General features: G+C 42.7%; 15 protein-coding genes. 8 read left to right on the forward strand and 7 right to left on the reverse strand.

The features are described from left to right. Positions 1 to 1,578 (forward strand): DNA methyltransferase (locus tag G500_RS25360; protein ID WP_161626169.1); only part of this gene is annotated, 1,578 nt, incomplete at its 5' end. A gap of 362 nt (positions 1,579 to 1,940) precedes the next feature. Here G500_RS25360 and G500_RS24405 read toward each other — a convergent pair. Then, positions 1,941 to 3,131: a tetratricopeptide repeat protein gene (locus tag G500_RS24405; protein ID WP_035758252.1), complete on the reverse strand. Its 1,191-nt coding sequence runs from the start codon at positions 3,129 to 3,131 to the stop codon at positions 1,941 to 1,943. Between the two features lie 14 nt (positions 3,132 to 3,145). Then, a complete protein-coding gene (locus tag G500_RS25830) occupies positions 3,146 to 3,283 on the reverse strand; it encodes a hypothetical protein (protein ID WP_154657246.1) in 138 nt (45 codons plus the stop codon). A 119-nt stretch (positions 3,284 to 3,402) separates the two neighbouring features. Here G500_RS25830 and G500_RS0120025 point away from each other — a divergent pair, with 119 nt between their 5' ends. Further along, positions 3,403 to 5,193: a PP2C family protein-serine/threonine phosphatase gene (locus tag G500_RS0120025; protein WP_027003830.1), complete on the forward strand. Its 1,791-nt coding sequence runs from the start codon at positions 3,403 to 3,405 to the stop codon at positions 5,191 to 5,193. A gap of 179 nt (positions 5,194 to 5,372) precedes the next feature. On the opposite strand, the gene G500_RS0120035 is transcribed toward G500_RS0120025, so the two are convergent. Together G500_RS0120035 and G500_RS0120040 are read right to left on the reverse strand one after the other, a co-directional pair. Continuing rightward, entirely contained in the window at positions 5,373 to 6,482 is a 1,110-nt protein-coding gene (locus G500_RS0120035) for a hypothetical protein (RefSeq protein ID WP_027003831.1), read from the reverse strand. A gap of 70 nt (positions 6,483 to 6,552) precedes the next feature. Beyond that, complete coding sequence (locus G500_RS0120040) at positions 6,553 to 7,518, reverse strand: coiled-coil domain-containing protein (protein ID WP_027003832.1); 966 nt, start codon at positions 7,516 to 7,518, stop codon at positions 6,553 to 6,555. Between the two features lie 293 nt (positions 7,519 to 7,811). Between G500_RS0120040 and G500_RS0120050 the strand changes: the two genes are divergently transcribed. The 3 genes from G500_RS0120050 to rnc all read left to right on the forward strand — a co-directional run bounded on the left by G500_RS0120050 (position 7,812) and on the right by rnc (position 9,717). After that, positions 7,812 to 8,495: a hypothetical protein gene (locus G500_RS0120050; protein ID WP_154657247.1), complete on the forward strand. Its 684-nt coding sequence runs from the start codon at positions 7,812 to 7,814 to the stop codon at positions 8,493 to 8,495. A gap of 169 nt (positions 8,496 to 8,664) precedes the next feature. After that, positions 8,665 to 8,841, forward strand: coding sequence for a hypothetical protein (locus tag G500_RS25835; protein WP_154657248.1), 177 nt, complete (start codon positions 8,665 to 8,667; stop codon positions 8,839 to 8,841). Positions 8,842 to 8,976: 135 nt separating this feature from the next. Beyond that, complete coding sequence (rnc, locus tag G500_RS0120060; protein WP_027003834.1) at positions 8,977 to 9,717, forward strand: ribonuclease III; 741 nt, start codon at positions 8,977 to 8,979, stop codon at positions 9,715 to 9,717. Between the two features lie 287 nt (positions 9,718 to 10,004). On the opposite strand, the gene G500_RS0120065 is transcribed toward rnc, so the two are convergent. Together G500_RS0120065 and G500_RS0120070 are read right to left on the reverse strand one after the other, a co-directional pair. Then, positions 10,005 to 11,087, reverse strand: a complete 1,083-nt coding sequence (locus G500_RS0120065) for a mannose-1-phosphate guanylyltransferase (RefSeq protein WP_027003835.1) — start codon at positions 11,085 to 11,087, stop codon at positions 10,005 to 10,007. 83 nt (positions 11,088 to 11,170) lie between these two features. Beyond that, positions 11,171 to 11,458 (reverse strand): DciA family protein, encoded by a 288-nt coding sequence (locus G500_RS0120070; RefSeq protein ID WP_027003836.1) that lies wholly within the window; start codon positions 11,456 to 11,458, stop codon positions 11,171 to 11,173. A 291-nt stretch (positions 11,459 to 11,749) separates the two neighbouring features. Here G500_RS0120070 and G500_RS25370 point away from each other — a divergent pair, with 291 nt between their 5' ends. Together G500_RS25370 and G500_RS0120080 are read left to right on the forward strand one after the other, a co-directional pair. Further along, the gene (locus G500_RS25370) at positions 11,750 to 13,681 is read left to right on the forward strand and encodes an nSTAND1 domain-containing NTPase (protein ID WP_051203957.1); all 1,932 of its coding nucleotides are present in this window, start codon (positions 11,750 to 11,752) and stop codon (positions 13,679 to 13,681) included. Positions 13,682 to 13,847: 166 nt separating this feature from the next. Then, positions 13,848 to 14,345 (forward strand): hypothetical protein, encoded by a 498-nt coding sequence (locus G500_RS0120080; protein ID WP_154657249.1) that lies wholly within the window; start codon positions 13,848 to 13,850, stop codon positions 14,343 to 14,345. Positions 14,346 to 14,490: 145 nt separating this feature from the next. Here the strand turns inward: G500_RS0120080 and G500_RS0120085 are convergent, their stop codons facing one another. Next, positions 14,491 to 14,898 (reverse strand): hypothetical protein, encoded by a 408-nt coding sequence (locus tag G500_RS0120085; RefSeq protein WP_154657250.1) that lies wholly within the window; start codon positions 14,896 to 14,898, stop codon positions 14,491 to 14,493. Positions 14,899 to 15,074: 176 nt separating this feature from the next. Here G500_RS0120085 and G500_RS0120090 point away from each other — a divergent pair, with 176 nt between their 5' ends. Continuing rightward, on the forward strand, positions 15,075 to 16,532 hold the full coding sequence (locus tag G500_RS0120090; RefSeq protein ID WP_051203967.1) for a CCA tRNA nucleotidyltransferase: 1,458 nt from the start codon (positions 15,075 to 15,077) through the stop codon (positions 16,530 to 16,532). The last annotated feature ends 196 nt before the right edge of the window (positions 16,533 to 16,728 follow it).

Genomic DNA, 16,728 nt, shown 5'->3' on the forward strand with positions numbered 1-16,728 from the left:
GGCGATACAGGCGAAATACGCAGCTTCGAAGACCGTTTTAGCGGTGGCATCGAGCATTATATTGCGTGGCTCAAAGATAGGGTTTTCGAAATGCATCGAATTTTGAAACCCACAGGCTCGATTTTTATTCATTGCGATTGGCATGCCAATGCGCATATTCGGGTGCATATTTTAGATAAAGTTTTTGGTGTGAATAACTTTGTGAATGAAATTGTATGGAAAAGAGCCACAACACACAACGATACCAAACAAGGCGCAAAGCATTTTGGGAGGGTGACAGATACGATTTTCTTTTATGCAAAAGACGCAAAAAATTATACTTTTAATCCACAACATGAACGATATACTTCTGACTATGTAGCACAATCCTACAATAAAATTGATGAGAATGGACGTAGGTTTAAAGCCTCTGACCTTTCTGCGGCGAAAGGTGGGGGGGATACTTCTTTTGAGTGGCAGGGGAAAAAACCGCCCCAAGGACGCTATTGGGCATATTCGAAGGCGAATATGGAAAAATTTGAACAAGAGGGGCGCATTTATTATTCCAAAACAGGAAAGCCTTATCTCAAACATTATCTTGACGAGATGCCAGGCACCAGCGTAGATAGTTTGTGGTTTAATTGTGTTTTTAAAACTAAAAAAGAGCGCATTGGCTATCCTACCCAAAAACCAGAAGCTCTTTTGGAACGCATCATTAAGTCGGCGAGCAACGAAGGCGATACCGTTTTGGATTGCTTTGTAGGCGGCGGCACAACGGTTGCGGTGGCGGATAGGTTAGGGCGAAATTGGATAGGAATAGACCAAAGTGTGCAGGCAATAAAAGTAACAGAATTTAGATTAAATTTGCAACAAGGCAAGGCAGCAGGCAAAACGCAAGATGTCTTTGCCAAGCCCTTTTCGGTGGCGTTGCACAAGTACGATTATGATACCCTTCGCTACCAAAATGCGTTTGAGTTTGAAACTTGGATAGTGCAGCAATTTGGCGGACTTTCTAATGCAAAGCAGCGCGGCGATTTGGGTCTTGATGGCAGAACGCGCGAGAATCAGCCCATTCAAGTAAAACGCAGCGACAACATTGGTAGGAATGTGGTAGATAATTTTTTCTCTGCTATTCAGCGTTTTGATAAAACAAGTTTTGAAAAAAATAAATCAGAAAACAAACCTGTTGGCTTTATTATCGCCTTTTCTTTCGGCAAAGGTGCAATTCAGGAGGTAGCGCGTTTGAAGGTGGAGGAGCAGGTTCTTATCGAACTTGTAACGGTAGAAAGTATCGTACCTATCGCTAAAAAGCCCACTTTGCAGGTGGAAATCAAGGATTTAGGCTTACAAAAAGAGTTGCGCGAAATAGAATTTGTAGCCAAAGGCGAAAGCGAAAATGGAATCGAATTTTATGCTTGGCAATTTGACTACAAAGATAATTTTGTACCTGACGTACTATTAGACAAACAAGGTAGGCAGGTTCAAAAATTTAAGACAGGGGCGTATCAAATCGCCGTCAAAGTGATTGATAATGAGGGACTTGAAAGCATGGAAGTTATCAAACTCAAAATCAATGGGGCTATTCAAGTAAATAAATAAAAGTATTGTTGAAACGATAAAAGCCTTAAATGCACTTACACCTGTATTTTTGTAGGGATAACGCACCGCGTTGTCCCAACTATGCAAGAATGAACCAACCCAGTTTTTCAATTTTGCCCTGCGGACAAGGCAGGCATTGTCCCTACATTTGTATCTGATTTTTAAAATTTAACATCACTGCCCTATATGGCGAGGCTTTTATTCAGTGTCATTTTTTTGCATTTATACCAAAAAATGATTCTGTTTTCGAACCCTCCCCTATGGGGGGAGGGCAGGGTGGGGGTTCAGCAGGTTTGCTCGAAGCCCAAAAATTAAATTTTCAACCAAATTTTACCTACAAAATTTTGTTTATAAGGTTTTGTTTATAAACTGTCGCGTTTTAGGTTTTGTATCGAATCGCGATACCTGCGCTCGCGGTCGGCTTTTTCCTGCTGATAGCGTTTGAGCCTTTCGGCGGCATATTCGGGCGAATTTTTATAGACTTCGCGCTCTATTTTGGCAGCAATGCGGGTGAGGGCTTCGGTAATATTGGCATTTGGTTTTTCGGCAGATTGCGCCTTTTGGTAGAAATTTTGTGCCTTTTGGTAGTATAAAAGGGCATTTTCTTCTCTTTTGGTCTTGTATTCATAGATAAATCCGACACAATAGGCTGCCTGATAAAGTTGTGCATTGTGGCGCAGGGCGCGTTCTAAATAGGGCAAAGCACCGCTATAATACTCTTTGTAAAAATAGTACATACCCACTTGATGATGTGCCTGCCAAGAGGTAGTGTCCAATTCTGCCGTTTTTCTGTACCAAAATTGTGCAGTTTCGTTCTTACCTGTCTGCTGGTGAATGTTGCCGACTAAAAAGTGCAGGGTCGGATTTTGTGGAAAAATAGCAAGGGCGGTTTCGGCTTGTTGTAGGGCAAGGCGTGTTTTTCTAAGGTCTTGATAAAGGCGAATAAGGGCGATATGTGCGTCTAAATAGTCTTTTTTTTGTGAAATGGCTTGGTTTAGATATGAAATTGCTTGGGTACTATCTCTTTGTGCAGCAAAGGCGAAACCTTTGTAGTAGAGTGCTTCCAAATCTTGCGGTATAAGGTTTAGAATATGGTCAAAACATTGATGGGCTTTGTTCCATTTGCGCTCCTCGATGTTGAGTTTTCCATAGAGGCGATAAAACTCAAAGGCTTTGATGCCATAAAGCTCGGCTCGCTCGGCAGCTGCTAAGGCTTTTTTTGGCTCTTCGCGCAAAAGATAAACCTGCAAGAGTGCGAAGTGGTATTTGGCTTGTAGGCTATCATAAAGCAGTGCTTTTTTTAAATCTTCTAAGGCTAAGTTTTCCTTTTTTTCGCCTAAATGTAATATCGCCCTTTGATAGTACAAATCTGCACTTGGATTATCTTCTATTATCTGACTTAGAAAACTAACTTCCTTTTCATAAGAAATAGAGGTGGCAGAGGGCAAATCGGGCATTTGCAGCGTAGATTCCAAATTGCGCCCTTGGCAGGCAGCCAATAGTAGCAGGCACAAGACAAAAAAAGTACGGATTGCGTTTTTTTCTAACCACATATCAATTTTAAAAATTAAGTCAAAATAAAGGCTAAATAGCTTGTTTCGCCCTCCTTCGCTTGGTCTTTCTCTATGTTTTGACGAGCAATTAGGGGCAAGATTTCTTCCTGCAAAGTTAGGTTATTTCGCCTAAAAGCGGGAAATAAGGGCATTTTTTATTTTTTGGTCGAAAAAAGGTGTTTTTTTTTCGTTTTTAGCCAAAAATTCACAATTTTTGGGGACTCAAAATGCCCCTTTTCCAAAGTTTTAGAATCTGCAAATTTGTTTCTCGATGCCCGACCCTGCTTTTTCGCTCGACTATTTTTATGCTGCCCTTAGTCATTTGCTTGATGCGCCGCTCGAAGCTAAAATGGTAGTGGAGTTTTCGCCACAGCCTTCTTTTTTTGCAGCCTCTTATGTAGGCGAATTAGAGAAAAATGGAATCTTCCTGCCTGCACCAAAAATCGATTATCCACAGTTTTTGAAAGGCTCTCTTTTTTTTGAGCAGGAGGGCGAAAGGTGGACACTTTCGGCAGAGGCACAGAATAGAAGGGCAGACTTTGAAGCCTACCTGCAAACATTTTCGCCACTTTTTTGGCGCAAGGTAGTGGCGTGGCAACAAAAACAAGCCCTTGATAATCAGCACTTTTTGCAGCGAAATGTCGATACTTTGAGCCAGATGGTGTCGGATAGTGCCATTCAGGAGGGTGAAATTGAAAAAGCCTTAGACCTCATTACGCGCCTTTTGGCACAGACACTCGATATAGAGCAGGTAGGTATTTGGAAATACGAACAGAATCATATCGAGGCTTTGAGCCTTTATATCAAAAGTGAGCAAAAGCATGAGCATGGCATGATTTTAGAACAAAAGCATTTTCCACACTATTTTGAAGCCATAGAAAAAGGAGAGATTGTCGATGCCTTTGATGCACGTCAGGACTCACGCACTTCCGAATTTACGGAAACTTATTTAAAACCTTACAATATTTTTTCGCTCTTAGATGTGCCTTTTTTTATAGAGGGCAAATTTAGCGGCGTAATTTGTTTTGAAAACGTAGGGGCAAAGCGCGTCTGGACAAAAGAGGAGATTTTGCTTACCATTGCTGCCTGCGCTACCGTTTCGCTTACTTATCAGACCCTTCGCCAACGCATTGCCGAGCGTGAGATTATAGAAAAAAATGCGGAATTGATGGCGCAAAATGAAGAATTGAACCAACAGCAGGAGGAGATTTTGGCGCAGCGCGACTATATTTTGTCGCAAAATACCGAACTCAACGAAAAAAGACGGCAAATAGAGTATAGCCTTCAAGCTGCCGAGCGCGTTCAGCATGCCATGTTGCCTTCCGATACGAAGCTCGACGATTTGATTATCAGGCGTTTGGATAGCGATTATTTTATTCTAAACCGTCCGCGCGACATCGTTTCGGGCGACTTTTATTGGGCTGCCGAAGTAGATAACAAAATCATTCTTGCCGTCATAGATTGTACAGGGCATGGCATTGCAGGGGCTTTCATGACCTTTGTAGGCTCTTATAGTTTGGAAAAGGCGGTGCGCATTTACGGACTTACTTCGCCTGCCAAGATTTTAGAGTCGATGCACGAAACCGTACAGCGTTTCCTAAGTCAGGACGAAACCAAAATCAATTTGGGCATGGACGGTGCCATTATCGTACTCGAAAAAAGTGCTGCCCCCCATCACTTCAAACTTACTTTTGCAGGGGCAAAACGTCCGCTTTGGTACTTTTCGCAACCTTCTGCCGAAAAATACACCGAAATTCAGGAAATCAAGGGAACGCGACAGAGCGTAGGCGGCACACTATTGCGCCATCGGTATAAGCCTTTTGTAGAACACGAATTACTCTTGCAAAGTGGCGATGTCATTTTTCTGACCACAGACGGCATCGAAGACCAAAATACGGTGAGTTCGGATAGATATGGCTCGCACAATTTAAAGAGTATGCTTGAAAACGTTGTACGCCTTTCTTTTTTTGAGCAGGAAGCCTATCTCAATGGGCTACTCTCTACCGTTTTGGGCAACGTACCACAGCGCGACGATATTTTGTTAATGGGGATTCAACTTTGAGCGGGAATCCAAATTTTATTTCGTACCAAATTTGGCATAAAAACAGAACAACCCAAAATCAATGATTTTGGGTTGTCGAGAATACCTTTCACTTCTTTCATAGCGGGTTGGATTATGTCTCAGATTCACATTTTGTTTGGAAAGGTTTGTTTGAAAGTGGCTTTTGGAAAGAAAAGAAACTATTTCTTGCCATTTTGTTTGGCTTGCTCTAAGGCGACTTCGCGCAAAGCCACATAAGATTTGGCACTCGAAGCCCCGTCTATCGCCTTGACCGCCAGTTCTTTGGCTTCTTTCAAAGCCTCTACCAACTGCTTATTGAGTAGGGCAATTTGTGCTTCCTGCTGCTCGATGGTTTTGGTAAGGGCTTTGGTTTGCATCTCTGCCACTCTGCGCTTGCCTTCGTTTTCTTTCGCCAATAGGTCGGCTTTGGTTTTGGCATCTTTCAAGATAGCCCCTTTGGTCATTTCTACGGTGCGCTTGATTTCGGCTTCGAGCTTTTTGGGTAGCTCCTCTGCCTCTTTTTGTGCCTTTTCATACGCCTGCTCTTGTTCGGCACAGGCTTTTTCTTTGGCTGCCCATTCTTTTTCCTTTTCCTGACGGAAATCTTTGAGTTCGGCTTCGCGGCTCTTTGCAAGCTGCTCGGCTTGGTCTTTGAGGGCTTCGCGCGTCATTTTTTGCTGGTAGAGATAATTTTCTTTCTCACGCTCAAAATTTTTCTGCCATTCTGTACGAAGTTGCTCAAAGGTTTCGCGCTCGGTTTGCTCGGCTTTGTCCGATTCTTTGAGAGCTTCCTGATAGGTCTGGCGTTGGGTTTCTTTCAGGGTATTGCGCTGCTTTTCAAACTCCTCTTTTAGTTTGAGATAATCTTCTAAGAGTTTGAAAAGGGTATTTTCGTCTGATTTTTCTATTTGATAGAGTTGAGAAAGTTGGGATTCTATCTCGGTAGTTTTTTCCTGCAAAGTTGCCAAAGCTGCGGCTTCTTTGGTGAGCTTATCGGAAAGTCCGCTAATGGCAGTACCGATATTGCCTTTGATGTCTTCGAAGGTACTGACAAGGGTCTCGATGCTATCGAGGCGAAAAGGTACGGGCGCAAGTGCGGTGGGCTTCGGCTCTGGTGCTTTTTCGGGTGCGGCTTTGGCTACGGGGGCAGGTGCTGCCTTCTGGGTTTGTAGCTGTTTGTTTTCGCTTTGTAGGCGTTGCAAGTTTTTTTCTAATTCTTGCTTTTCTTTCAGAATTGCCTGATAAGCGTCGTAAATTTCTTGTTTGGTGCTTTTGATATTGACTGCCATAAAAAAAGAGGTTTGAGAGGTTTTGAAATTTTTGAACCAAAAAAAAGGATAAAAGAAAGGACAAAAAGGCTTATGCCGTAACGCGGCTATTTTCTAAGGCTTTGATAGAAAGCGACTTGACCTGCTCTACCGCCTGTGCCATCTGTGCCGTTAGGCTCTCTATTTCGCCTTTGTTCTTTTCAATGCGTGCCTGCAAGTCTTCAATCTGCCCTGCAAAGATTTGCGCATTTGCTTCTTCTTCTTTGGCAATTAGTTCGGCTTCGGCTTTCACCTCTCTGCTGGTTTCGGTGGCAGCCTTTTCGCGTGCTTTATTGACTTCATTTTTGAGTTTTTCCTCAAATTCGGCAATCGCCTGCAAGTTCTTTTCGTGCTGCGCCTTGCGCTGGTCGAGTTTTTCCTGACGCGCTGCCCAATCTGCATTTTTGAGGCTTTCTAAATCGGCAACTTCGCGCTCTGCCTTGCGCTTCTTTTCGGTGAAGGCATCGGCTTCGAGTTTGAGGCGTTTTTGCCAATGATAATCAAAGGCATCTTCTTCTGTAACGCGCTGCTTTTGCTCTTGGCGTTCGGTTTCGGCGCATTTTTCGTGAAAGGCAGCGACTTCTTTTTCATGCTCTTTTTGGCTCTCTTGGCGTTCTTGTGCCAATTCTTGCATCGTCGTTTGGTGTTCTTCCTGCAATTCTTTGAGCAAATTGTGATGCTCTTCCTGCAAAAGGTAGAGAACATCAGCCGCCAATTTGACCTCCTCTAAAATTGCCAAGCGTTTTTGCTCAATTTCTATCGCTTCCTGAATTTCTTGTCTTTTGTGCGATTCGTCTTCGAGCTTTTTTGCCCAGTTGGTGATGTGTTCGGTGAAGGTCAGTTGTAAATCGCCTAAGCCTTTGATGATGCTATCGGGCGTGTAGGTCTTGGCGGTAGCCAAAAGTTGGCTCTGGTTTTCTTTGGCAGCCAATTCTTCTTTGGTAATGACTTCCTTCTTGCGGATTTGATAGCCTTCTAAAAGATGCTCGAAGGCATATTGGATTTGTTTCTTTGTCATGGGAATAAAAAATTAGAGGTTTAGAGAGGTTTTGTTTGATTTGATACTACAAAGTTCGCCTGCCACACCGTAAGCTATTTACGGCATCTTTTTTTTTCTCATTTTTTTTCCTTTTTTCTAAAAAAAAGCCTCGAAAGCCCCATTTCACAAAGTCAAAGCCCATTTTGGTACAAAAAAACAACCGCCACTCCTTTTAATTACGATTTTTGCACAGAAAAAAGGGCAGCCTTCAAACCTCTGCACCTGCCCTTTCAAACTTTTACCAAAAATTTTCACCCATATCCTCACAGACCATGAAACTTATCCCTGCTTTTGCCTTTTTTAGCCTGCTGCTTGTTGCTTTTTGTTTTGGCGAAACGAAAGCACAGACAGGCGTGGTAGATTATTTTCGCCTTTTGTCGGAAGAAGACCGTCGCGGTTATACTTTAAAACAAAAAAATGAAACTACTTGGGTCGCCATCTCTTCGCTCGAAGACGAACTCAATGTGATTGTAGATAGAAAAAATGGCTTTATCGAAATTGTAGATGAAGGAACGGGCGGCGGCACCAGCACCCTGCGCGTGGTCTTGTATCGCAAAGCCGACAAAAGTGCCATCATCGGACTTAGCTTCGGTACTTTTGATGGCGTAGATAGCTTTGAAGCCAAATTCCTAACCTACCAAAACAAAACTTGGCGCAACGTTACGGCACAGGTACTGCCCCAACTTTCTTACAAGGACTTTCTAAAAAATCCTGCCGAAGCCGAAAAATATCGCTTTTTAGAAACGCGCACGCCTGTTATGCTCAAATTGCCACAATTCGGAACTGCCGCCAACGCAAGTTTAGGACTTGGCTACTGCACCGATTGTGAAATGTGGAGCGACCTTTCCGATACAGAAAAAAGCCGCTGTCAGGAGTTTCCAAAAAAGGTGTACAAAAGCATCGAGCTTATTTGGGATAAAAATGCAGGCAAGTATGCAATAGGAAAGAAAAATTAGACCCCAAAGCAAGAAAAACGACATAGGACAAACGCTTGAAATGCCAATCGCGCTTTTTGAAAAAAAGGCGCGATTTTTTTTTATCACGCACCTATCTTATTTGGATTTAATCTAAATAAGTTGTTACTTTGCAGTCAGATTTCACCACCTTACCATTCTTCTTTTCGCCATGAACGTCTTACAAATCCAAATTCAGACACAAGAGCCTTCTACCTTAGCTCAAAATCTCTGTACGGCAGCCTTCGAAGAAGCCTTTTGCTGTGCCTTCGGTTGCGATAAAAAAGACAAGTGCTGTAAGAAATACAAGACCAAAGGCAAGCATTGTAAGAAATGCCCCAAAATCTAAGTGTCGCTTTGGACAGCCTAAGCAAGTGGCATATCAAGATTTGTTTGTAAATTTGGCATCTCAAAAGTAGGAATTGGGCAGGTTGTAGCCTTTTGGTACTTGCTTTTTCCATTTCAGAAGCCAAAATCAAGCAGTATGTTTCTTCTTCGTTTCTTTAAAAGATTAAGCGAAAGCCCCGAACAGAAAAAATTTCGCCACGCGGTGCGTCTTATTTTGGGAGCAGACCCTTCCAACTTGGCACTCTACGAACTTGCCATGCGTCATGCCTCGGCAGGTATTGTGCAAGATGGCTTCCGACAAGATAACGAACGATTGGAATACTTAGGTGATGCGATTTTAGGCGCGGTAGTGGCAGATTACCTCTTTCGCCACTTTCCCTATAAAGACGAAGGCTATCTGACCGAAATTCGCTCGCGTATCGTGAGCAGGCAATCTTTGGGCGATTTGGCAGTGCGCTTGGGCATCAATCAGCTCGTTAATAGAGATGAAAAGCGGCTGCGTCATAGTCCTGCACAAGGCTTTAAGTCTATCAATGGTGATGCGATGGAAGCCTTTATCGGGGCAATTTATTTAGACAAGGGCTATAATTTTAGCCATCAATTTATCATTAAAAAGATTCTGCACACTTATTTGGATTTAGACACGCTACTCAATACGACTAAAAACTACAAGAGCAAACTCCTCGAATGGAGTCAGCGTGAGGGCAAAAAAATAGAATTTAGGTGTGAAAAAGAACAACTCAATTCGAAACAAATCCAATTTTCAGCGACCATTTTTATAGATGACGAGCTAATTGCACAAGGCAATGGCGAAAATAAAAAGAGTGCCGAGCAGGACGGTGCAAGGCGCGTCTGTGAGCTACTCGAAATTGCCTAAAATGCTGCCCCTTGTTTATGGGTCTGAAAATCCTTTTTTATTCCAATCGTACTGCGGAAAAGGTAATACCTTGTCCCTACATTTCTATCTGATTTTTAGAATTTAACAACACCGCCTTTTAGAGAGCCTTTCTTGTGCCAATATGATTTTGCAGCGGCGTGCATTTTAGACTTTTATCACCACAAGAGGGGCTGCCAAAGTTAAAAAGGGGGAGAATTTTTCGGCATAACACCATCATACAAAAGTTATCCGAAGCACTGCCCCCTATTGCCTTTCAAGGGAAAGTTTTAGACAAACTTTTCGCCTTTTTTATTTTTTGCGTCCTCTAAAAAGTGTTTGATGCGTTGTTCCTCGTCTTTGGGACAAATCAGTAGGACATTGTTGTATTCTGCTACGATAAAATTTTCCAACCCTTTTACCACAACAAGCCTATCTTTTGGAGTCTTGATGATGCAATTTTTTACGCCCTCATACGCCAAGACATTGCCTTGAATGGCGTTCTGATTTTTGTCTTTGGGCAGGGTTTCGTGCAAAGACTTCCAAGTTCCCAAATCCGACCAGCCACAATCGCAAGGCACAACATAGACGTTTTTGGATTTTTCCATGATGCCATAGTCAATAGAGATGCCATGAAAGCGCGAATAGGCTGCCTGCACGCTTTCGTTTTCTCTTTCGGTATAAAAATCGGCGGTAATATCTTCAAAGGCTTCCGCCATATCGGGTTGATGTTCTTCGAAGGAGGAGATAACCGTCTGCACGTTCCAAACAAAAATGCCTGCGTTCCAATAGAAATCGCCACTTTCTATAAAGGCTTCTGCTAAGGCTTGGTTAGGCTTTTCGGTGAACATCTTAACTTTCTTGACTTCGTCATATTGGCGTTCTTCTATCTGAATATAGCCATAGCCTGTATCGGGGCGTGTAGGCTCGATGCCTAAGGTGATGATTTTGCTCGACCACTGGGTTGTGTCTAAGGCGATTTTGAGCTTTTCCATAAAGGCGTAGCTATCCAAAATGAGGTGGTCGGAGGGCGTAACGATAATGTTGGCGTTGGGATTGCGCTCGCGGATTTTGTAGGCGGCGTAGGCAATACAAGGAGCGGTATTTTTAGCCGTCGGCTCTAATAAAATTTGGTCGTCGCTTAGATGGGGGAGTTGGTGCTTTACTAATTCGTAATAAGCGGCATTGGTTACGACAAAGTAGTTTTCAGGTGGGCAGAGTGCCGAAAAGCGTTGCGAGGTCTGTTGGATAAGGGTCTTGCCTACGCCCAATACGTCTTGAAATTGTTTGGGATAGTGTTGGCGGCTGAAAGGCCAGAAGCGGCTTCCGATACCGCCCGCCATAATGACAACATATTGATTGTTATTTTTCATAGTCGCAAGTTTTGTGTTTGCTTTTGTTGGGAGTGGGTTGTGGCTCAAATAGGAAATAAATAGGGTCATCTTTTTGGCAGGCACTATAAAAATACGATTTCTTTGAGGCGTTGGCACTCTGCCTGCTGATTGAGTCTTTCTATGATTTGATTGCGCATCAGGCTCAAATTATTTTTTAGCGCAGGGGCTTCTATTTTCACAAAAAGCGTTCCTTCTTTTAGTGCGATTTGTTGGGTATGCTTGCTAACAGTTTTGCCCAAAACCTGATGCCAAGCGGCGACAATTTTTTGCTCTTCTAAGTGCTTATCTAAGCCATAGGCTTTCAAAAATTGGCTAATAGCCTCGTTCAAACTGATGGGGTTGCGCTGCATATAGGCGAAAGAAAATGGACGAAAGAAATAGACACGAAAGAAATAAAAAACAAGGAGAAAGCAAAGGCAGGGGACAGAGAAAATATAACAAACCCTAACGCTCAAACGTTAGATAGGTGCGAAGATACGCTTTTTTTAGCCAAAAGAAAAAAATCGCAGCCATAAAACGCAAACATAAAAATTTGCGAGTCGGTTTTTGGAAAAACGCCCTGTCCTGCTCTTTTTGTTGTTTCTTATATAAAAGAATATCCGTATCTTAGCCTTTGCTTTTTCACCAAACCTATTTCAGACGTGGTCAAGAGTCCCTTTAAAGTATTAGACGCATACGGTCGTGAAGACAAGGATATTTTCTTTGGTCGGGATAAAGAAATTCAAGCCCTTTATTCCAAAACCACAGAAAGTAACCTCATCTTGCTCTATGGGGCTTCGGGGACGGGCAAGACAAGCCTGATACACTGCGGACTATCGAGCCGCTTCGGAGAGGACGAATGGCTGCCCCTTTTTGTACGCCGCAAAGACGACATTGCTTCTTCTACCGTAGAGGAAATCAATAAGTACCTGCCGCGCCGTCTTAAAGGCAATACGCCCCTGCCTTTGGCTATCAAAGCCCTGCACTTGGCACACTTTCGTCCGATTTATCTTATTTTTGACCAATTTGAAGAAATTTTTATTAGCGGTACAATAGAGGAACAACGCCATTTCTTTGGCTTCCTCGAATTGATGCTACAAAGCGAAATTAAGTGTAAAATTATCTTGGTCATTCGCGAAGAATACTTGGCGTATCTTTCTGAATATGAGGAACAAGTGCCTTCACTTTTCGACCACCGCTTGCGCATCGAGCGCATGCGTCCACATCATGCCAAAGAGGTTATCTTGCGTTCTGCCTTAGCCTTCGGAATCCAGATGGTTGCCCCTTCCCAGACGGCTGACATGATGACCGATTTATTGAGTTTTGACAATGAAATTGAACTGACCTATCTACAAGTTTATCTCGATAGGCTTTATACAGAGGGCTATGAGCGCGAAAAGAGTTTGCCCGTAACCTTTTCACCCGAATTAGTGGCAGAGGTAAGCGATATAGACGATGTCTTGGGCGATTTTTTGGAGGCGCAGGTACAAAACGTGATGCGCGTCTTGCCTCATTCCGAACAAGAACATATTTGGGACATCTTACAACAACTCATCACCGAAGAAGGCACACGCACCTCGCTCTCTATCCAAACCCTATTACAGAACTTAGAGAAGTTTCAGATTAGCCGCCCGATTATTGATTTTTGTATAGAAGAATTGCGACAAGCCCGTCTATTGCATATTTTAGATGGGCGCATAGAGTTGGCGCACGACAGTTTGGCAGCCAAAGTGTATGAAAAAATATCTGCCGAAGACCGCCTTCGCGCTATGGTTTTGGCAGTCATCAAAGATGGCATGACGCGCTACCAGCGTTTGGGCGTTTTGATGGATAAGAAAGATTTGGAATACATTGCGCCTCATTTAGAGGATTTGCGTTTAGATAAGACCGAACTTGCCCTTATTGAGCGTAGCAGAAAACGCCTTCGTCGTCTTCGGAATTGGCAAAATGCTTCTGTTGCTTCGTTTATTGTGGTGCTGTTGGCACTTTTGGGTTGGGCAAGTGTGGAACGCTACAAAGCCGTAGAGCGTGGGCTTGCTTTGGAAAAGGAAAAAATAGATGCCCAAGAAAAAGCCAAAAAGCAGGAGGAGATTTCGCGCCGTTTAGATGAGTACTTAGGGCTATTTTTGGCAAAAGAGAAGGAAGTGGAGATGCGTCAGAAGGAAGTGAGTAGCTCTTTGGATAGCATCAAAAAAATAGAAACGCGCCTAAAAAATGCCTTAGATAGTGCCGAAATTATGCGTCGTCGCGCTGAAAGGAGCAATCAGGAAGCCTTAGAAGCCAAACAGCAGGCGGAGGTAGAAAAAGAGAGGGCTACCCAGTTGCAAAGGGTTTCGAAAGCCAATGAGCTTGCGGCTCGCGCCCTTTTGGAAGCGGAAAGAAAGCCTTTCTATGCTATCAGGGTTGCAGAAGCTGCCTACAAACTCGATGCCAATACCAACACAGAAAATGCCCTTATCAATATCTTTCAGCAGGAATACTTTTCACGTTATCGCGATAGGAAACGCCCGATTGCGGTGCAGGTTAGAAGTTTTTTACAGGCAAATTTTGCCCCACAGCTCACGCCACAGCAGAGGCGCGAACTTGGCATTTAGCCTACTATCAAAGCACCTACAAAATAGCATTTTGTATTTGTTTTTTGCTATTTTTGCAGTATCTTACCATGCAAATCGATGGTTTGCTCTGCTGATAGGTCGTAGTCGGAGGCTACGCCCAATAGGGGGTGGGAAGCACTTAAACCAGTAGATGAGTTTTAATTTTATGATAGAAAAACAAGCACAACAAGATATTGATTTTTTATTTAATACATTTGATGTGATATTTTTATCTAATAAAATCAACTTATTAGATAAAAATATATTTGTTATAAGTAGATTGATTTCAAGTAAAGAAAAAATGATTTTTAATAACTTTACAAAATGTGAAAACTTTATCAATCTCAATAATGAGTCTGAAAATATTTGGCATGAAATATTATATAAATTTGATAATGAAAATTTATATAATCTTAAAAAACACTTTAAAATAAAAAATAATCAAACTAATAGTAGTTGGCTTGTAGAACCATCTTATTATTTTTTATTTCAGCAAAAAGAGAAAATAGTAGCTGTTTTAGGCTATATTCCCCCTAATGACCTAAGACATGAACAATGGAAAAATGATGTTCAGATAGAGGAAGGTGAAAGTTTACAAAGATTAGCAATAGAACAAATCGTTTCATACTGTTTTTTTAAAAATGTAATAAATATGAAATTTTAACAAAAAAGATAAAATCCCCCGTTGTCCGTAATATTCCCACCAAAAAAACAACCCAAATGTTAGGCTTAGTCGCAGACTAAGCCTTATCGAGAAGGGTTAAGCCTCGTCTTTGCCTGCATTGCAATAGACCGACTATCAAAAATTGTTACGCGCTTTTTTGGCTCTTGTATTCGTAAAGGCAGATGCCAAAATTGGTCAGGGCATAAAAAATCGGCAAAATAAAAGAGAAAACAATAAAATAATAATCACCTTGTTCTGAAAAATACAAGGCAGCTATAGCGTAGGGTAAAATTGAAAAGAGATAAAGCAGGCGCAGAGTCATAAAAAAGCGGTTTCTACCTTCGTGCTTGTTTTGGTAGCTATAAAACAAACTTGGCAGAACGCTAAAAATCATATTGTAAAAACCCAGCGGTATGAGCAGCAGCAGTGCAAGTGCAGCAAGGAGGGGAAAGCCCACTGTTTCGCCAGAGAAAAAAAGCACAACCGAGCTAATGATAAAAAGTCCTTGTATGCGTAGGTCGAGTTGGCGCGAGGGGAAGAAAGAGATTTTCATATAAAAGGGAGTAAAATGGGGAACAAAAAGTTGGACATAAGATTGCTGTCTTTCGCTATAAAGATGCAAAAAAGTGGCTTTTACACAAACTTTTGCCCCCTTTTTTTGTGTTCTTTTTTTAGCCACAAGGCTTCAAAATATTACCAAGATTGCTTTGAAGTGTGTATTTTTGCAACATGGAAGAGAGAGACTATTCGGAATACAAGGCTTTTTTGAGTAAAAACCCTATTTTTGAGCGCATTAGCAGGTGTGCGGCAGAATTGAAGATGCCCGCCTATGTCATTGGCGGCTATGTACGCGATTTCTTTTTGGGCAGAAAAAAAGCCAAACAAGACATCGACATCGTCTGTGTAGGCAGTGGCATAGAGTTAGCAAAAGCCCTTGCCAAGACCTTTAAGCCTGCGCCCCAAGTCGCTATTTTTAAGCGATTTGGTACGGCTATGCTCAAAATTGACGACATAGAGTTAGAATTTGTAGGCGCAAGAAAAGAATCTTACGACTTCGACTCACGCAAGCCAACGGTAGAAAATGGCTCACTTACCGACGACCAAAATCGCCGCGATTTCACCATCAACGCCTTAGCTTTGAGTTTGCAAAAAGAGGAATTTGGCAAGCTCTTAGACCCTTTTGGGGGACTTGCCGATTTGCGGCGCAAAATTATCCGAACGCCCCTTGATGCTGATATTACCTTTTCCGACGACCCCTTGCGCATGATGCGTGCGATTCGTTTTGCGGCTCAACTCAATTTCGACATCGAGGCTGATACCTTTGCCGCCATCAGCAAAAATAAGGAGCGCATCAGTATCGTTTCGCAAGAGCGCGTTACGACGGAATTAAACAAAATTATCGAGACCCAAAAGCCTTCTTATGGCTTTAATTTACTTTTCGAATCGGGACTCTTGGCGTTGATTTTTCCGCAAATGGCACTCTTGCATGGCGTAGAGAGCATCGATGGAAAGGCACACAAGGATAATTTCTACCACACTTTGAAGGTCTTGGACAACACTGCCCAAGTTTCCGACGACCTTTGGCTAAGATGGGCAGCCATCTTACACGACATTGCCAAGCCACAGACGAAGCGTTTTGACAAAAAAGCAGGCTGGACTTTTCACGGACACGAGGAGCGAGGCGCACGATTAGTGCCTAAAATTTTTCGCGACCTGCGTCTGCCCTTAGACCAAAAGATGCGCTTTGTGCAAAAATTGGTGCGCCTGCACTTGCGCCCGATTGCGCTGGTCAAGGAAACCATTACCGATTCGGCTATCCGCCGCCTACTTTTTGAGGCAGGCGAAGACATTGACGCGCTTATGAAACTTTGTCGTGCCGATATTACCTCGAAAGACCACAACCGCGTCAAGCGATACTTGCAAAATTTTGACAAGGTAGAAAAGAAAATGGCAGAGGTAGAGCAAAAAGACCGCCTGCGCAATTTTCAACCCGTAGTAGATGGCGAACTTATCATGACAACCTTTGGCATCAAGCCTTCGCGCGAAGTGGGGCTTATCAAAACCGAAATCAGAGAAGCCATCTTGGAGGGCATCATTCGCAACGAATACGACGAGGCGTATGCTTTTATGTTGGCGGAAGGCAAAAAATTAGGGCTTACGCCGATTGAATCTGCTAAAAAAGCATAATTTTTGATACTATTTCCGCTGGTCTGTTTTTCGGCATGGTTTTAGAACTTTGCGTGAAAAGTCGTATGATTGTCGGCAGCGTTTCAGATGTGTCTTTTTTCCTATTTGGATAAACTTGCTAATTTTTATCTGATAGGAAGCACAACACACGAACGAGGATAAAACCGCCGACTTGTGTATAGGCAGAGGTAGGTTG

Source organism: Hugenholtzia roseola DSM 9546 (genome assembly GCF_000422585.1).
Lineage (GTDB): Bacteria > Bacteroidota > Bacteroidia > Cytophagales > Bernardetiaceae > Hugenholtzia > Hugenholtzia roseola.